Genomic DNA, 17,442 nt, shown 5'->3' with positions numbered 1-17,442 from the left:
TCGGGTTTTCTATTTTGAATACAGGTTAAAGGGACGAGGAACGAGGGGCGAGGTGAAAGGGGCTAGGTTAAAGGTGCGAGGTTAAAGGTGCGAGGTGCGAGGTGCGAGGTGCGAGGTGCGAGGTGCGAGGTGAAAGCTAGAAGTTAGAAGAGAAAAACGGAAAAGTTCCTTCTCAAAATAAGATCTCGGTTTGATTTTATAATAAAAAGTTTCAGCAATATTCTGATTGTATTGGGAGCCTGGTAGGTTTCGCTGAGTTAATGCTGTTAGATGTAAATTAAATAGTCGTAAATGTAGGGTGGGTAACTCGCAGCGCGCCCATAATAATAAGTGTTGGATATATGGCTGCGCGATTTTACTCAATCTATAGTCTAATTATTAACTAATTTAGAACTCTGTAAATAAATTAAATGGCGTTCGCTGTTTGATTGTTTATTTATTACATCGTACAGGAGAAAAAAATAATGAAATTATCTGTACTCAAGGATCTGTACCCCGGTGAGCGGCGCGTTGCGCTGACGCCGGCCAATGTTGCGGCGCTCTGTGTCCGCGGCTGTGAGCTTAGGGTTGAGTCTGGCGCTGGCATATTGGCCGGCTTTGCCGATGTCCTTTATGAGGATGCAGGTGCGGTTATAGTGGCGTCACGGGGCGAGGCGATCGCCGGCAGTGAAGTACTGCTGTGCGTGAATGCCAGTCGCAACGAGGATCTCGATGGCCTCAGTGCCGATCAGCTGTGTATTGCGCTGATGGATCCGCTGAGCGATACGGCGCGTTTCGAAGCCCTGGCCGAGCGCGGACTGTCGTTGCTGGCGCTGGAGCTGGTGCCGCGCATTAGTCGCGCCCAGAGCATGGATGTACTGTCGTCCATCGCCACCATCGCGGGCTACAAGGCCGTATTGATGGCAGCCGGAGCGGCCCCGCGCATCTTCCCGATGATGATGACCGCTGCCGGCACCCTGAATCCGGCCCGCGTCTTTATTATGGGCGCCGGTGTTGCCGGCCTGCAGGCCGCCGCCACCGCCAAGCGCCTGGGCGCCGTGGTGGAAGCCTATGATGTACGCCCGGCGGCACGGGAGCAGATTATTTCCGTCGGTGCGCGGCCCATAGAGCTGGATCTGCCCACCGAGGCGGCCGAAGGCCAGGGCGGTTATGCCGCCGAACAGGGGGCAGACTTCCTGGCGCGCCAGCGCGAGCAGATGACCGCCGTACTGGCACAGCAGGACATCGTCATTACCACGGCCGCAATTCCTGGCAGCCGTGCACCTGTGCTGATCAGTGCAGAAATGGTGGCGGCCATGAAACCAGGCGCCGTGATCGTGGATCTGGCGGCGGAGCGCGGTGGCAATTGCGAGCTGACCCGGGCCGGTGAAACACAGCAAGTGCATGGTGTCACCCTGATGGGACCGCTGAACCTGGCGGCCAGCGTGCCCATGCATGCCAGCCAGATGCACGGCCGCAATATCGAAAATTTGTTGCTGCACCTGCTGGACAAGGATGCGCGCCTGCAGCTGGATTTTGACGATGAAATCGTTGCCGACACCCTGGTGACTCACCGGGGCGAGATCTGTGCCGGGCGCATTCGTGAGCGCCTGGGCCTGAGTGTACGGGTGCTGGAGGAGGTGGCCTGATGGAAATCCTGATACTGCAAATTTCACTCTTCGTGCTGGCGGTGTTTCTGGGCGTCGAGCTCATCACCAAAGTGCCGGCGACCTTGCACACGCCCTTGATGTCCGGCAGCAATGCCATTTCCGGTATCACCCTGGTGGGTGCGCTGCTGGCAGCGGGCTCAGGCGATGGCAACGGTCTTTGGGTCCCTGTGCTTGGGGTTATCGCCGTGACCCTGGCGACGATTAACGTCGTGGGCGGGTTCCTTGTGACTAACCGTATGCTGCGCATGTTCCAGCCGCGCAAAGCCGCCACTCTCACCGCAGCCAAGGGAGGTGTGAGTCATGAATCTGTTCCTGGTTGATGGTTTCTATCTACTGGCGGCCATGCTGTTCGTCGGCGGCATCAAGGGGCTGACCCGGCCGCGTACCGCCGTGCGCGGCAACCAGATGGCCGCCATCGGCATGCTGGTGGCGGTGGTCGTCACCCTGCTGGACAAGTCGATCCTGTCCTATGAGTGGATACTGGGCGGCGTGGTACTGGGCTCGCTTATCGGCACAGTGTTGGCGACCCGTATCCAGATGACGGCGATGCCGCAGATGGTGGCGCTGCTCAATGGCTTTGGCGGCGGTGCCTCCCTCTGCGTGGCGGCGGCGAGTTTTCTGGGCCTGACGGGAGCCGATAGCCCCCAGGGGCTGGTAACGCTGGTGGCCATCTGCGTAACGCTGCTTATCGGTGCCGTGACCCTGACCGGCAGTGCAGTGGCCTTTGCCAAGTTGCAGGAACTGCTGCCGGGCCGGCCACTGGGATTCCGGGGCATCCGTGGCTTTAATCTGGCGCTTTTTGCCGCCGTACTGGCGCTGGCGGGCTCACTGGTCAGCGGCAGCGGTGACAGCAACACGCTGATCCTGTTGACGATACTGGCGCTGGTGCTGGGGGTGACCCTGGTGATACCCATTGGCGGTGCCGATATGCCGGTCGTTATTGCGTTGCTGAACTCTTATTCGGGGCTGGCGGCGGCGGCAGCCGGTTTCATTATGGGCAACAGCGTGCTGGTGGTGTCCGGTGCTCTGGTGGGGGCTTCAGGTATCATCCTGACCCGCATCATGTGCGTGGCCATGAACCGTTCGCTCAGTGGTGTGCTGTTTGGCTCCATGGGGGAGGCCGGCGGACCTGTGATGGATGCCGATGAAGTCTATGCCGGCAAGGTTAAGTCGTCTTCGCCGGAGGAAGTGAGCATGCTGTTAGAGAGCGCCCGCCGGGTGGTCATAGTGCCGGGCTTTGGCCTGGCCATGGCCCAGGCGCAGCACGCGGTGCGCGACCTTGCCGACTCGCTTGAGCGTCGTGGCGTCGAGGTGATCTACGGTTTGCATCCGGTGGCGGGGCGCATGCCCGGTCACATGAATGTACTGCTGGCCGAAGCCGAGGTGCCCTACGACAAGATGCAGCCAATGGAGGAGGTTAATGCGCTGTTCGAACAGACGGATGTGGCCATAGTGATCGGTGCCAATGACGTTACCAATCCCATGGCACGGGAGGACAAGGGTAGCCCAATCTACGGCATGCCGATCCTGAACGTCGACAAGGCGCGCACCGTGGTGGTGGTCAAGCGCAGCCTGAGTCCGGGCTTTGCAGGCCTGCCTAACCCGCTGTTTGCCAGGGATAACTGCCTGATGCTGTTTGGCGATGGCAAGAAAGCCATCATGGAGCTGACGGCAGCGGTGAACGAAACGGTTTAAGCAAGAGAGGGGCGGTTCGCCACCTGGCGGGCCGTCCTCAACAATAGCAACCCGCTTAGCGCTATCCACAATGTGGCGCTGTCTCCTCAATTGCCGCCATGCCCCTGCGTTTCTGATGCGCGTTGGCTCCTTCTGAGCCCCAGATGGCTTCGCCTCTATGTGCCTCATGCTCGCCAGTCTCCACCCATCATGGTCACACAGAATATTCCTTTTCGACGCCACAGTGCATCAGATGGCTGCAGTTTGCTCGCCAAAGCTCAGGGCCGCGTCCACGAGCCCACCCGACCGACAGCGGGCTGAGTTAGCGCTGAGTCCTGGTTGGCAAGGGCTTAACCTATCAAGAATACTGATCGATATTAAAAGGTTATCTCATTTCAGATTTTTTTCGGTGGGTGATACCGTATCAATACTGACCTGTTACCAGAAATAGCCCATGAATTGAGGAACTCGGTCATGATGGAAACTTCAAAATATAATAATTATTTACAGCTGCCAGACGTCGTATCTGTAAATAATAAGACGCACCATTTTTACAAAATAAATTGATATAAGATATTTTTTCCCGAGTACGCTGGCATAAATATACCACCAGTTTTGGCCGAAAGGGCGTTTACTCTTGTTGTACTCCCATTAAGGCTCCGATGTGGCTTTGAGCTGCCGCAAGTTGCAGGAACCAGAGTACCGATTGGCCGACCGGCACCCAATGCAATGCTCCAATGTCTCAAATCAGGGGACCACAGATGACTAAAATAACAAGTGAAACCGAATTCAGCCCGCAGGCATTTCGCAGGGCACTGGGCAACTTTGCGACCGGCGTTACCATTGTGACGGCCCGCAGTCCTGAAGGTGAAAAGGTTGGGGTGACTGCCAGCAGTTTCAATTCGCTGTCCATGGATCCGCCCCTCGTTTTATGGAGCAGTATGAAAGACGCGAAAAGTTGTGCCATTTTCGAGTCTGCATCCCACTTTGCAGTCAATATCCTGGCTTCAGACCAAATGGATATGTCGAACCACTTTGCTCGCCGACAGGAAGACAAGTTTGCAGGTATCGACTGGGAGGAAGGGATTGGTGGTGCCCCGATTTTTGACAACTGCGCAGGCCGGTTCCAGTGTGAGACCTACGACAAGCTCGATGGCGGTGACCATTGGATCTTTGTGGGCAAAGTTATCGCCTTCGACGATTTCGGCCGGTCGCCTCTGTGTTTTCACCAGGGATCTTATTCCATGGTTTTCAGCCATCCGGGCACTACCCCCAGGGCAGGTGAACCCGCTGTCAAAGGCCTGGCCGAACGTCGCATGGGCAACCACAAGTTCTTCCTGATGTTGCAGGCCGTGCGGGCGTACCAGGACCACTACCGCCCCAAACTTGAGACGCTGGAGTTAAGCCTTATTGAATCGCGTACATTGGTGATGATGAACGAATTGACGGGCGTCAATGCCGAAGGATTCGTGGCATACCTGAGCGCCCCGTTGCCTGAAGTTCGCGAAGCGCTGCTTAACCTGACGGATCGCGGCATGATTGTCACCGACGGCGATGGATATACCCTTACGCCTCTTGGAGAGGCGAAGGCCCTTCAGTGCTGGCAACTGGCAGAGTCCCATGCCGAAGAAGCCTTTGATAGCTTCAGCGACACCCAGATAGGCAACTTTACAGACGTTTTGCGGGGGCTCATTGATCAATAACCAAGCGCTGCATTGAGTCGCCCTCTATTGTGAGGGCCGGACTATTATTGTCGGACAGCCTCCTAGTAACCTGATGGTCGCATTGGCCTGCGGCCAATGATGAAGTATCCCATGCTTCATGTATAAACCTGGCGATGAAACAGGGTTCCCGGTCCTGCTTCATCGCCGCTTTTGTAAGCTTGGCAAAAATCTTCTCATTCTCAAATACCTACATTGGTCGTAGCCAATGGATGATATATCCCTACGGTTGCGTTAAATTTCTGCTGAAGATGTAAATTGCCGATTTAAATTGAATCAGGCAGACAAGCTGGTGCCCTGCCTCATTATTTTTTTGTTATGTACAGGAAGTATGACAGAGAAATACTCCTGCATTTTCTGCATTCCCACCATCCATGACGATCGTATCCGCAAACGCATGGACGCGTGTTTGCGGCCACGCCACCATTTTGTAGCTAAAAGAATGGGCGCATATGCGCAGGCCTGCCGGTTTTGATGGCGTTTTCACGGGCTTGAGGTTAGTGATGCAGCATACCCGGGTTTTCTTTGTCGTCGCTTTTGCGTTCCCCCGCCTTTAGTTTTGTAGTCACTCACTTCTGCTTCAATCCATACCTCTTTATAGGCCCCGGCACTTAGCTGCAGGGCGACATCGAACAGCACTCCAGCGGCGAATGACCTTTCCCTGAGACCTTGCATAACCCATCCTTGAACCCTGAACCGAATTGACCTTAAGGGTGTTTTGGTGTCGCCTGGCATCAAACCTGCAAAAGCCTGGTCAGAGGACCAGTGACAGCCGTCGGCCAGCCGGCGAGGTGCTTGATAGGCAAAGACTGAGCACGGGTTTCGGGGCGGGGTTTGGGTGTTCGATGGCGACAGTAGGCGGGAGATTTCAGGCGGGGCCTGCCGCAGCGGCTTGACTAAATATCACTGCCGATATTCTGCTTAACAGGAAAAAAGCTCCGGCTCTCGGGGCTTGGAGGGGGAGTAGCGAAGCAACATCAGTGGATAACGGTTGCAGTCGAGTATCTGCACCCTGCGTACAAAGTAGGGGCCAGGATATGGCCCCCTTATTTTACGTTGTGGTCGGTTTACAACAGCTTCGGGCGAGATCCAAGATGGACAATCTGTCCGTTGAGAGTGGATTCGTAGGCTGCCTCGTAGGCGTCAACCGTATTGAGTAATTCCTCTATGGGGATCGGATAGCTCTGCTGCGAACCCTGCCTGGCGGCTGTGGCAAAGGCCTCAAGGTTGGCAAGTACCGGATCGGTTGCAGGGTACTCGACCATCGTCGGTTCCTGTTCACCCAGGGAGGAAAGAACAGTCCATCCAGTGGGAGCTTCCACATGGGACTTATCGCGAATTTCAATCCAGCCGCGAGATCCAAATACCGCGAACCTCGAGTAGAAAGGCGTCGCCAGGAGAGCGTTGATACTGGCTACGGCACCGTTCGCGAGGGTTATGTGTGAGGAGAAACTATCTCCGGACTCAAAGGACGTGGCCAGGGCTTTATTGCTTGCATAGATGCTCTGCGCGCCGCCACCGAGGCTAAGTGCCATGTCGAGCAGGTGTATGCCTGTTGCGGTCAGTGGGCCACAGCCGGCTCCGGCGCGGGATAGCCGCCAGTTGTCAGGCGGTAGCTTCAGCAGCTTGTTCTGGCTGAAGTTACCTTCGATTTGCAGAAGCTCTCCCAGAGCACCGTCCTGTAGCAGTTTTCGAACGAGTTGCATTGGGGGCTCGAAGCGGCGCTCATGACCGATGCCCAGAACAACGTCGTTCATCACACAGGCCTTTACGGCACGGGTGGCACTTTCCAGCGACAGGGAAAGTGGTTTTTCACAGAAGACATGCTTTTTCGAGTTGGCGGCCTGGATAACTTGATCTTCATGGAAGCGGTGAGGCGTGGTAAGAATGATTGCGTCCAGGTCTTCTTCCAGAGCGGCCGTATAGCTTGGAAGGTATAGCAGCCCGGATTCCATGCAAAACGCGCGGCCGACAGATTCATTCGGCTCAACAGCGGCGACGACACGAATCTTCTCGCTTTTCTCGAGGGTCTTGGTGATTATTTTGCCCCACCAGCCCAGGCCTATTATTGCTGCACGGATCATGTTGCCTCCTTGGTATTGTTATATAGGCTCGTCAGATGTGTGATATTGACTGTTAAACAGTGTCAATTTCGGGGTTCCGCTAAGCTCAGTGCGCTCGATTGCGCACCATGGCTTTGCAGACGTTTTCGATGGGTATTTTTCTGTGCGGCTTTATCAGACTAGAAAGCCACTGCGGGCAACCAGGTGGCAAGTGCGGGTATAACCAAAACCAGGGCCGCCACGACCAGAACCATGGCAATATAGGGAAGTACGGCGGAGAAAATTTCCTGCAGGGTTACACTGGGGTCGGGTATAGCCCCTTTAACGGTGTAGCAGACCAAGCCGAATGGCGGGGTCAAAAGGCCAGCTTCAATGACCAGAATCCCAAAGATCGCAAAGGCAAGCGCATCAAAGCCGGCAATTTGGGCCATGGGCGCGAAAACCGGTATGGTTAGCAGAATGATTGAAACTGAGTCAACAAACATACCCATCACCAGCCAGACACCCATCATGGCCAGGATCAGTAAAAAGGGTGAGAGTTCGGCCGCTGTAACCCAATGCTGAAGTTCCGGTACCACGCCCCCCATCGCCAGCATGCGGGAGTACAGTTGCGCCGCGACTAGCAGCAGCATGATCGGGGCCGCGGTTTGGCCAGCATGTAGCACTGCCTGGTAGATATCGGGTATCTTCATGCCCCGGATGATACCGAGGACGAGGGCGCCCATCACACCAATGCCGGCGGCTTCAGTCGGCGTAAATAAACCGCCCCATAGGCCCCCAAGGACGAGTGACACCAGCACGACAACGCCAACACCACCGGAAAGTTCACGGCGTAACTCATCAGGCGAACTCGCTACTTCGTCCTGTCGGACGTTAGGAGCCATTCCTGGAGAGCGCAAAGCCCTTAGAACACAGTAACCGCAGAACATGGCGGCGAGCACAAGGCCGGGGACAACGCCTGCGACGAAAAGCGCGCCTATGGACATTTCGGTCATGACTGCCCAAACGATCAACAGGATACTGGGTGGAATCAGCATTCCAAGTACAGAGCTGCCAGCGATGGATCCAAGCGCCAACTTGCGGTTGTATTGATACTTGTCCATTTCAGGGTAGGCAATTCGACTAAAGGAAGCTGCCGCGGCAACAGAAACACCGCTAACGGCGGCAAAGATGGCGTTGCCCAGTACCGTTGAGACGGCAAGGCGCCCAGGAAGCCAAATCAACATCCGATTGCACAGTCGATAGACATCTCCGGCCAGCCCGGAGCGACTAACGATGTCTCCCATTAATATAAATAGGGGGATCACAGCAAAGATGTAGTTTCGCACGGCATCGTAGGCAGTGTCGGCCAGGAGTGCCAGTACTATGTCAAAGTTTTCCATCATTAAATAGACGCCGAGCATTGCTGAGAGCCCAAGCCCAACCGCGATATGCGTGCCCAACACAATGAGTAAGATCATTACCCCGAGAGCTAGTAATACTGCTTCTATCATTTCTGCCACTCCTCAGTATCTTATTCTTATTTATATTTCTAAAACAAACTGTTTTGTTGTCAGAATAACAGTTGTTTTAACTTGTCATTTTTGCGCGGATCTTTTGTTAAGTTTTTATATGACTTTAAGGTAAATGGTTTACAGTTTCCTGTTTATCTGCCACTAATGCACTGAAGGTCTGATGCCAGGTGCCAACTTGCTGCGCAATTTTGTTTGCGCCACATTGTTGTTGAACAAGAGGGCGAAACTATCTTTTATTAATACCAAATATGTGATTGCCGACAAAATGCTCATGGTGAAAATGATGAACCTAATGGGATAAACGGGTATTTTCACAAGCCCTTCACCATCATATTCAAGAATTTCCCAGCTGGTCAGTAAAGGGTCCAGGGATGCGTAGGCTATGCAGCCAAACAGCAATGCTCCCAACAGATACAAAATTCCTTTCAGAACCAGGCCTGCACGGAGAGGAAGCAAGTCGGATAAAAAGGTTGTGCGCAGCATTGATCCTGAGTAAATAGCAAATGGAAGCTGCATAAACAGAATCCCTACAATCAAATTTTTAACGAGCTCGGGGATTCCCTGAACCGGGCTACCAAATACAGATCGTCCTATAACATCGGCGAGAATAAGGAATGCCAAACCTAATACGCCAAGCGCAGCAATAATGTGGAAAAATCTTAAGAAGGGGGCAAATATCGATCTTGTTTTAATGTCCGCCATGAATTTTCTCCAGTAAATCCAGTTTCATCAAAATAGACTACCATCTTGGGTAGTGTGAATCGGGTTTTTTGGGATACATCCTTATTATAAAATCTCGAAATTCGGTAAAGTAAATATTAACCAAAAAGTTATTGCTTCCGCTACAAATAGAGGCTCAATAGTGCATTAAAATAACTGTACAACGGTATCAGATATCATAATTAGTGGTTTTCCGAGCTCCGGGATTATACCTTATTCAATAAGGTTAGTAACTGTATAAATAATTCTAACTGATTGATTTAAATGAAAATTAATAGCCATTCAGCTAGCTTTGACTAACAGCTCTGTTCGTTGTCCTGGCTCACCACCCTGAAGGTGGGCCCAATATTGCCGAACAACGGCGTCCGACACCCTGAGCTTTTGTTTGGGTGGACTCGACAGGTAGCCGCGCCCAGGACAGAAGACCTCAGCCCAATCCATCGAGACAAATGGTCAGCAGCAGGGTGTTGGCGATTGTCACCCGATCTGGGGCAGATCTTCGACACTCGCTCTCTATAGCTGGTGCCGTGACGCCTTTGTGGACCTTAAGCCTGGCATCAAGTGACTGCAGGCTTGCTCGCAACCTTGCCTGCGCTAAATCCAGAGTCGATACAGTCCGATTCTGATGCTGTATACGGTAAACTCCTTAGTATTTGATCATAAAAACAAATGGGAGATGGCAATGTCAGCCACGCTACGTGATATCAGTCTTTTCGTGGCCGCATACGAAGAACGCTCATTTACGGCTGCGGCAGCTCGCGAGCACGCGACCCAGTCTGGTATTTCGCAACATGTTCGCAATCTTGAGGATCGCCTTGGCGTTCAGCTGTTCTTTCGCGAGAAGGGGCGCGTGACGCCCACGCCAGCCGGTAGTGATTTCTATCAGCACGGCATTGAAGTCCTGCGGGCCCATTCAAGTGCACTGCAATCGGCCGCGGCCTACACCCATGGACTCACCGGAGAGATTACTGTTGGGCTGATGCCCATGGCGACCCGGCGTGCACTGGCCCCGGCGCTTGCACGTTTCATGACGGATCACCCCAACACGACTGTGCGAGTCGTTGAGGGCTTCAGTGGTCTGCTGACACAGCAGGTTCAGGCGGGTGAACTTGATTTTTCAGTTGTTCCGGCCTGTGAGGATATTTCTGGCGTGAAGCAGCGACTGCTACTGCGTACACAGGAGATTCTCGTTTCCGGCCCGGACTCAGGATTGCCGCATCGCTGCCCTGTTGAGCTATCAGAACTGGAGCCGCTCTCGCTGGTAATGCCGAGTAAACTGAACACACGGCGACATTCCCTGGATACCTACATCGCGTCCAATGACATCAAGCTCGAGCGCATGATTCAGCTCGACTCAATCTTTGGTGCTCTGGACCTGGTGACAAAAACTGAGTGGTCGGCCATCTTGCCTGCGGTACTGATGGCCGACGTTGACAACACATACACGAGCACCAATGATTTCACGCTCAACCCGATCGTGAATCCCACCATGTGGCTGGACCTGGTTGTTATCGAGCCCGCCAGCAAGGCAATGTCGCCTGAGGCGGAAGCCTTTCTGGTTATCCTGGAAGAAGAACTCCGCGAACTCGAAGCACAGTGGCAGCAGACGCAAATTGAGTGATTTATTAACCTGCGCGATTCTTTTCGGTAGCACATTCACGCCGTAACGGTGTGAATTGCTCTACTGATAGACACCACCCTGGTGGGGTCAACTGCCATCCGTTGCCGCTGTAGGGCGGTATTCTATTATGAGCCCCGCGCGCCATTACTGAAGCAGGGGCTTTATCGTTGTGCTTTCCACATGATTTTGGCTCAATACGAAAAAATCCTGCCTGCTGAAAACTCAATAGCTTCCTGTCGCTGTGTCGTCCCGCAGTATTTTTCAGTGAATATCCTCAATGCTGCATCGCCCAGGCGGGTACTGCGGCTTTTATACTCAGGCAGGGCTACCAGAATTTTTCCTGATGGTGACAAACATTAATTCTAATGAGGATACAGCAACAAGTTGTGCATAATAACCCAGAAGGACAGAACATGATTTAGCCGTTCTGCCGCATGACCGCAAAGATGGAACCATCCGTCAGACGAAAGGGATGCCGGTTCAGCCAATCCAGAGGGTCGTTTTTTACTTCGATCACGCTGAGAGCTGAGGCCTGAGGGATAAACTCATACCACTCTAAGACTAATAAAATATGGGAGAGAATAATGTCCAATAGAACACTTCCTGTGGCGACGCTCTTGATCGCCACTGCCCTGCTGGCATTAGCGCAGCAAGAATATTGCCGGCGAGCAGTACGGCAATGGTCCAAACCATGATTATTTTCGCTGCCTGTAACACTTAAGCAAACGCGAGCTAAGATGCCGGTCGTGTTGTTCATATGAGCGCAGCGGCCAGGCAAATAGCTCCCGGGCATGACTGTCGGCTGCGGGTCAGTAGTAGTCGACGGGGTGTCAGCTTAAGGGATGCTGCTTTGGTTGAAAAATCCGACTGAACTCTGGATTGCCAGACAAAAAGTGTTCTGGTGTATGCTGAGTAAACCAAACAGCGTAACCAAGTGAAAGCCTGTAAAAGTGAGAATAAATATATGTACACTTATAAAAAGCTATTTACTTCTGCCGTTGTCGTCGCACTGGGAATCGGTGTGGCCACGTCAGCGATGGCGGAGCAGTACACGCTGCGTATAGGTGCCGGACATGCTGGTGGCGTCTCGCTGGAAGGCGGGTCCTCAGTCTATACCGCAGCCATGCAGCACTTTTTTCAGCCTGAAGTTATCCGGCGTGTGAACGAGGAGACCGAGCACGAGGTGCGTTTCATTGAGGGTTACGGTGGAACCATAGCGGGTGTCGACGGTACTCTAGAAGCTATCGAGTCCGGCATACTGGACATTGGTGGCTACTGCACGTGCTTTGAGATGTCGAAGCTGTTTTTGCACAACTTCCCGTATTTTGTCCCCTTTTCTACCGGAGATGCAGAGCAGGCCATCCATGCGGCGCGGCGGGTCTATGATCAGAACCCCGAGCTGACAGATGTTCTCGAGAGTAGCTATAAACAGAAGCTGCTTGGGCTCAGTGGTTATGACAACTACCACCTGGGTACGACCATGGACTGGGATGAGGTCAGCGACCTCGAGGGCGTCAAGATTGCAGGCGCGGGTCCAAATCTGCCCTGGCTTGAGTTTGTTGGCGCCGTTCCTGTGCAGTCCTCGTTGCCGGATGCATATCTTGCGATGCAAACGGGTGTTTACGACGGCTGGATCATGTTCCCTTCTGCATGGCTGGGATTCAAGCTGTATGAAGCGGCGCCCCGCTTTTCACTGATCGGGTTTGGTGCCATGGCAACCAATGTACTGACCATAAACAATAGAACCTGGGAAAAGCTGCCGGAAGATGTAAGAGCCATCATTGCTGAGGTCGGCCGGGAATACGAAAGCCTGTCCGGCACCCTGCTGAATCAGCGTCAGAAGAGTGACTTGGCGTCTTTGGAGGAATTGGGATCCAGGGTCACGCCCGTTGGCGACAAGCTACGGACTGATTGGGCTAATGCGCTTAGCAATTTCCCCAACGAGATGGCAACAGAAGCGAATACGCGCAAGATGCCAGGGAGCAAGGTGATTAAGGATTATATCGAAGCGGTGGAGCTAGAAGGATATTCTTATCCAGTCGCTTATACGGTTGACTGATTGTTATTCAGACGGGTGAATGAGATTTTTCCTATTCCCCGTTCGTTTCAGGAAGTCTGGCCTCTTAGTCTTTGCTTCTGTAAATAAGGGTTACGCTATTGTTAGTGGTTTCCCTATCAGGTTTTTAATTGAGAAATAGGCGTTTTGGTGCGGATATTCTGATTGTTATGTGAAAACGGCTGAGTTTTTATTGAACAGGCCGCGCCTGCATAATCCTTAGGTAGACGCACTCTTTTTTATGTGAGTATCCGTCGATAATAATAATGCTCGAAAGTATTTTTGGCTGCATAACATCGTTACTTGTCGCGACTAAATAGTCGTTTTACTTGTATTGATACAGTGTCGCCCAGACGAATTTTAAAAAAAGGAGATATCATGATCACAATTTGGGGACGCAAGAATTCTTTTAATGTGCAGAAACTCCTGTGGCTGTGCGATGAGATTGATTGCCCGTGGACGCAAATTGATGCGGGTGGCCAGTTTGGGGTCAACAAGCAGCCTGAGTTTCTGGAAAAGAATCCAAATGGTCTGGTGCCGCTCATTGAAGATGGTGACTTCCTGCTCTGGGAGTCGAATTCGATCGTGCGCTATTTGGCCGGCAAGATGGGCGCAGAGACGCTCTATCCCAGCGACCTGCAGACTCGTGCTGATATCGACCGGTGGCTGGATTGGCAGTTGGGCACCGTATGGCCGACCATGCGTACAGTTTTCCTTGGTCTGGTGCGTACACCAGAGGCCGAGCGGGATGTTGACGCGATTCAGACCGCATGGAGCAAAACGTCCGATCTATGGAAAATGGTAGAAGAGCGCCTGGTGGCTAGCCCATACATCTGCGGTGCACAGTTTACCCTGGCGGATATGGCACTGGGTATTCTGGCTTATCGATGGTTTGCCATGGGAGCTAGCAGCGAAGATTTCCCGCATTTGCATGTCTGGTATCAGCGCCTTGCGGAACGGGAAGCCTTCCGAAAATATGTAATGCAGCCTTTAACTTAATAATACCGATTACGCCACAGTATTATGGCGGGCTGTGAAAGATAAAAGAAAATAGCCATTAACAGATCAACGGAGTAATGGCTGTTTTTCGTGGCTCATTAGATCCGGTCAAATAACATAGGTTTATGAACATCTAAGTTTTCGCGGTGGCTGGATCTTAACCTGGCGGCCTACATTGGGTTGGGGGATTATAAATGGGTAATGAAGAAACGGCTGTAGGCATTATTGGTTTGGGCATCATGGGTTCAGCGGTGGCGCATAACCTTCTTGAACAGGGCTTTAAGGTTTATGGCTGCGATCGAAACCAAAGCAGACGTGAGCAGTTGAGCGCTAAGGGAGGGGTAGCAGTTACTGCCCCAAAAGATATACCGGCGGATACCATTATCTGCCTTCTACCGACCAGTGCTGCACTTGAAAATGTTGTGTCCGGGAAAGGTGGTTTAACAGAAAGGCCAAGGCCTGGTCAGGTCATTATCGAATGCAGCACTCTCCCGCTTTGCGATAAACAGCGTGCCTGCGAGGCTCTGGCTACCATCGAGGTGACGATGCTGGACTGTCCTTTGAGTGGTACGGGTGCCCAGGCGGTGAACCGAGACCTGCTTGTGCTTGCCAGTGGTAGCCATGAGGCCTATGAAAGCAGGCTGGGTGTCCTGCAGGGGTTTGCGAACCGGCAGCGTTACCTCGGGGACTTTGGCAAAGGTACCAGCATGAAGATGATAACCAATTTACTGGTTCAGATTCATAACGTGGCGGCTGCAGAAGCCATGGTACTTGGGCACAAAGCCGGCCTGGATGCCGCAATGCTGTATGAGGTCCTGTGTGACAGCGCAGGGACTTCCCGGATGCTCGAGGTGCGGGGCCCTATGATGGTCGACCGCAAATATGACCCTCCAGCAATGAAGATCGAGGTATTCAAGAAAGATATGGATCTGATTGGCGCCTTCGCGAGCGAACTGGCGTGTCCGACGCCGCTCTTTTCTACGAGTACCCAGTTGTACTTTGCCGCGCTTTCGCAAGGGCACGGCGGGCAGGATACCGCGGCTGTACATGAAGTTTTGTGGGATCTCGCAATGACCAAAGACACGACCGTTTAACATGAGTCGGAGACATGAAAAATGAATGACAGAGCCACGCTTCACGATCAACCGATGATTATCTCTGTTGCGCCAAACGGTGCCAGGCGCAGTCAGAAAGATCATCCCGCGTTGCCCATAACCCCGGCAGAGCTGGCGCGTACCGCGAGCGAGTGCGCGGAGCAGGGTGCGAGCCTGATTCACCTGCATGTACGCGATGCGAATGGGCGGCATTCACTTGATGTAGACGCCTACCGCGCGGCCTTGGGTGCGGTACGCAAGGCCGTGGGTGACAGGCTGGTTTTACAGGTAACCAGTGAAGCGGCCGGATGTTATAAGGCGCACGAGCAGATGGCCGCGATTTACGCCCTGCAGCCTGAAGCGGTCAGCATCTCCCCCCGGGAAATCATCCCCGACGCATCGCATGAAAGCGCGGCCGCCGAGTTTCTGTCCTGGCTGCGTACCACCGGCAGTTTCCCGCAGTTCATTCTGTATTCTGCGAAGGAGTTGATTTGGTTCAATGAGCTGATTGAGCGCGGCATTGTGCCATTCAAGCGCCCACAGGTACTTTTTGTACTCGGTCGCTACAGCCTTGACGGACTATCGGAGCCGGCTGACCTGTTGCCGTTCCTTGTCGTCAACAAGGGAAAGCTGCCCTGGTCGATGTGTGCGTTTGGGCGTCAGGAGGCCGCATGTGCCGTGGTTGCGGCCGGGTTTGGTGGGCACGTGCGCGTAGGCTTCGAGAACAATCTGCATCTTCCGGATGGGACCACGGCGCCATCCAATGGGGCCTTGATACAGGCCGTTAAAAGTGGTCTGCCCTCACTTGGGCGGGCGGTCGCAGACGTCGAGACTACCCGCAGGGACTTTGCCGAATGTTCGGTATAGCGCAGGTCGTGTTTCTGGCAGCCATTTCTATCCAGACCACAGGAGGATGTAGTGGCAGAATTTGATTTTGATCTGTTCGTGATAGGTGCCGGTTCAGGCGGTGTGCGGGCTGGCCGGATGGCCGCGGGTATGGGGAAACGGGTGGGGATGGCAGAAGACCGCTACCTGGGCGGTACCTGCGTCAATGTCGGTTGTGTGCCGAAGAAGCTCTATGTCTATGCCTCTCATTATGCCGATGATTTCGAGCAGGCGCGCGGCTTTGGCTGGCAGGCCGGCGCGGCGACCTTTGATTGGCCGACCCTGCGGGATAACAAGAGCCATGAGATTACGCGCCTCAATGGCATCTACCGCAACATGCTGAACCAGGCGGGCTGTTCGCTGCTCGATGGGCGTGCGCGTGTTGTTGATGCCCATACGGTGGCGGTCGGGGAGCAGCACTACAGCGCTGAACGCATCCTGATTGCAACCGGCGGCTGGCCCTACGTGCCCCAGTTTCCAGGTCACGAGCACGTGATATCGTCAAACGAGGTATTTGACCTTGATACTTTCCCGCAGCGCATGATTGTTGTCGGTGGGGGTTATATTGCAGTCGAGTTTGCCGGCATATTCGCAGGTCTGGGAGCCAAAACGCATCAGCTCTATCGGGGGGAACTCTTCCTGCGCGGCTTTGATGGTGAGGTGCGCCAGTGCGTTGCCGACGAGATGCGCAAGAAACGGGTGGATCTGCGCTTTAGCACGGACATTGAATGCATCGAGAAACAACCTGATGGGAGTTTGCTGGCCCGGCTTAACACCGGCGAGACGCTGGAGGCCGATTGTATTCTCTATGCCACCGGCCGGGTGCCCAATGTCACCGGGCTGGGACTGGAAAATGTTGCGGTGCGACAGCGCGAAAACGGCGCCATTATCGTCAACGAGCAGATGCAGACCGGCGAGCCCTCGATCTATGCCATCGGTGATGTCACTGACCGTGTGCAACTGACGCCCGTGGCTCTGGCTGAAGGTATGGCGCTGGTGCGGCACCTTTACGAGGGACAACCTATGGTTGTGGATTATGAGCTGATACCCACGGCGGTATTTTGTCAGCCAAATATCGGCACTGTCGGCCTGACCGAGGAACGGGCCCGTGAGCGCAATGGCGAAGTTGATGTTTACAGCTCCAGCTTTCGGGCGCTCAAGCATACGCTCAGTGGCAGTGATGAACGTACCTTCATGAAGCTGCTGGTCGAACCGGTTAGCGATAAAGTGGTGGGCGTTCATATGGTGGGGCCGGACGCCGGTGAGATTATCCAGGGTGTCGCTATAGCGCTAAAAGCGGGCGCCACCAAGGCGATATTCGACAGCACGATCGGCATTCACCCGACGGCGGCCGAAGAGTTTGTTACTATGCGAAGCAAGTCGCGCTATTAACCCGGCGGGTTAATACATGAAGCAGGGATGCTTCATCATTGGCCGCAGGCCAAT

14 protein-coding genes are annotated in these 17,442 nt (G+C 53.7%); 10 read left to right on the top strand and 4 right to left on the bottom strand.

Annotated features, from left to right (window positions below):
• Nucleotides 1–464 precede the first annotated feature (464 nt).
• From MPRO_RS05185 to MPRO_RS05170, 4 genes are all read left to right on the top strand, one after another.
• On the top strand, nt 465–1,628 hold the full coding sequence (locus MPRO_RS05185) for an NAD(P) transhydrogenase subunit alpha (protein WP_067288314.1): 1,164 nt from the start codon (nt 465–467) through the stop codon (nt 1,626–1,628).
• Entirely contained in the window at nt 1,628–1,969 is a 342-nt protein-coding gene (locus MPRO_RS05180) for an NAD(P) transhydrogenase subunit alpha part 2 (protein ID WP_067288310.1), read from the top strand. The genes MPRO_RS05185 and MPRO_RS05180 overlap by 1 nt, the downstream gene beginning before the upstream one ends.
• On the top strand, nt 1,950–3,344 hold the full coding sequence (locus tag MPRO_RS05175; protein WP_067288308.1) for an NAD(P)(+) transhydrogenase (Re/Si-specific) subunit beta: 1,395 nt from the start codon (nt 1,950–1,952) through the stop codon (nt 3,342–3,344). Before MPRO_RS05180 ends, MPRO_RS05175 begins: the two co-directional genes overlap by 20 nt.
• Nucleotides 3,345–4,060: 716 nt before the next feature.
• Nucleotides 4,061–5,026, top strand: a complete 966-nt coding sequence (locus MPRO_RS05170; protein WP_216821245.1) for a p-hydroxyphenylacetate 3-hydroxylase reductase component — start codon at nt 4,061–4,063, stop codon at nt 5,024–5,026.
• Between the two features lie 1,085 nt (nt 5,027–6,111).
• On the opposite strand, the gene MPRO_RS05160 is transcribed toward MPRO_RS05170, so the two are convergent.
• The 3 genes from MPRO_RS05160 to MPRO_RS05150 form a co-directional block, all read right to left on the bottom strand.
• A complete protein-coding gene (locus tag MPRO_RS05160) occupies nt 6,112–7,128 on the bottom strand; it encodes a Gfo/Idh/MocA family protein (RefSeq protein ID WP_067288303.1) in 1,017 nt (338 codons plus the stop codon).
• A gap of 158 nt (nt 7,129–7,286) precedes the next feature.
• Nucleotides 7,287–8,600 carry a TRAP transporter large permease gene (locus MPRO_RS05155; RefSeq protein ID WP_067288299.1) on the bottom strand — a complete coding sequence of 438 codons (1,314 nt, stop codon included), beginning with the start codon at nt 8,598–8,600 and terminating at the stop codon, nt 7,287–7,289.
• A gap of 162 nt (nt 8,601–8,762) precedes the next feature.
• The gene (locus MPRO_RS05150; RefSeq protein WP_067288296.1) at nt 8,763–9,323 is read right to left on the bottom strand and encodes a TRAP transporter small permease subunit; all 561 of its coding nucleotides are present in this window, start codon (nt 9,321–9,323) and stop codon (nt 8,763–8,765) included.
• 700 nt (nt 9,324–10,023) lie between these two features.
• Here MPRO_RS05150 and MPRO_RS05145 point away from each other — a divergent pair.
• Complete coding sequence (locus MPRO_RS05145) at nt 10,024–10,962, top strand: LysR family transcriptional regulator (RefSeq protein ID WP_067288396.1); 939 nt, start codon at nt 10,024–10,026, stop codon at nt 10,960–10,962.
• Nucleotides 10,963–11,380: 418 nt separating this feature from the next.
• Here the strand turns inward: MPRO_RS05145 and MPRO_RS25710 are convergent, their stop codons facing one another.
• Nucleotides 11,381–11,719 carry a hypothetical protein gene (locus MPRO_RS25710; RefSeq protein ID WP_158651756.1) on the bottom strand — a complete coding sequence of 113 codons (339 nt, stop codon included), beginning with the start codon at nt 11,717–11,719 and terminating at the stop codon, nt 11,381–11,383.
• Between the two features lie 207 nt (nt 11,720–11,926).
• On the opposite strand from MPRO_RS25710, the gene MPRO_RS05140 reads away from it, so the two are divergent.
• The 5 genes from MPRO_RS05140 to gor all read left to right on the top strand — a co-directional run bounded on the left by MPRO_RS05140 (nt 11,927) and on the right by gor (nt 17,388).
• On the top strand, nt 11,927–13,021 hold the full coding sequence (locus MPRO_RS05140; protein WP_067288291.1) for a C4-dicarboxylate TRAP transporter substrate-binding protein: 1,095 nt from the start codon (nt 11,927–11,929) through the stop codon (nt 13,019–13,021).
• Between the two features lie 375 nt (nt 13,022–13,396).
• Nucleotides 13,397–14,017 (top strand): glutathione S-transferase family protein, encoded by a 621-nt coding sequence (locus MPRO_RS05135; protein ID WP_067288290.1) that lies wholly within the window; start codon nt 13,397–13,399, stop codon nt 14,015–14,017.
• Nucleotides 14,018–14,211: 194 nt separating this feature from the next.
• On the top strand, nt 14,212–15,111 hold the full coding sequence (locus MPRO_RS05130) for an NAD(P)-dependent oxidoreductase (protein WP_067288288.1): 900 nt from the start codon (nt 14,212–14,214) through the stop codon (nt 15,109–15,111).
• A 21-nt stretch (nt 15,112–15,132) separates the two neighbouring features.
• A complete protein-coding gene (locus MPRO_RS05125; protein ID WP_067288287.1) occupies nt 15,133–15,978 on the top strand; it encodes a beta-keto acid cleavage family enzyme in 846 nt (281 codons plus the stop codon).
• Nucleotides 15,979–16,029: 51 nt separating this feature from the next.
• Nucleotides 16,030–17,388 (top strand): glutathione-disulfide reductase, encoded by a 1,359-nt coding sequence (gor, locus tag MPRO_RS05120; RefSeq protein WP_067288284.1) that lies wholly within the window; start codon nt 16,030–16,032, stop codon nt 17,386–17,388.
• Nucleotides 17,389–17,442 lie beyond the last annotated feature (54 nt).

It is taken from the genome of Marinobacterium profundum (assembly GCF_001528745.1).
In the GTDB taxonomy this organism is placed as follows: Bacteria; Pseudomonadota; Gammaproteobacteria; order Pseudomonadales; family Balneatricaceae; genus Marinobacterium_A; species Marinobacterium_A profundum.
This window is presented reverse-complemented; position numbering and strand designations above follow the sequence as displayed.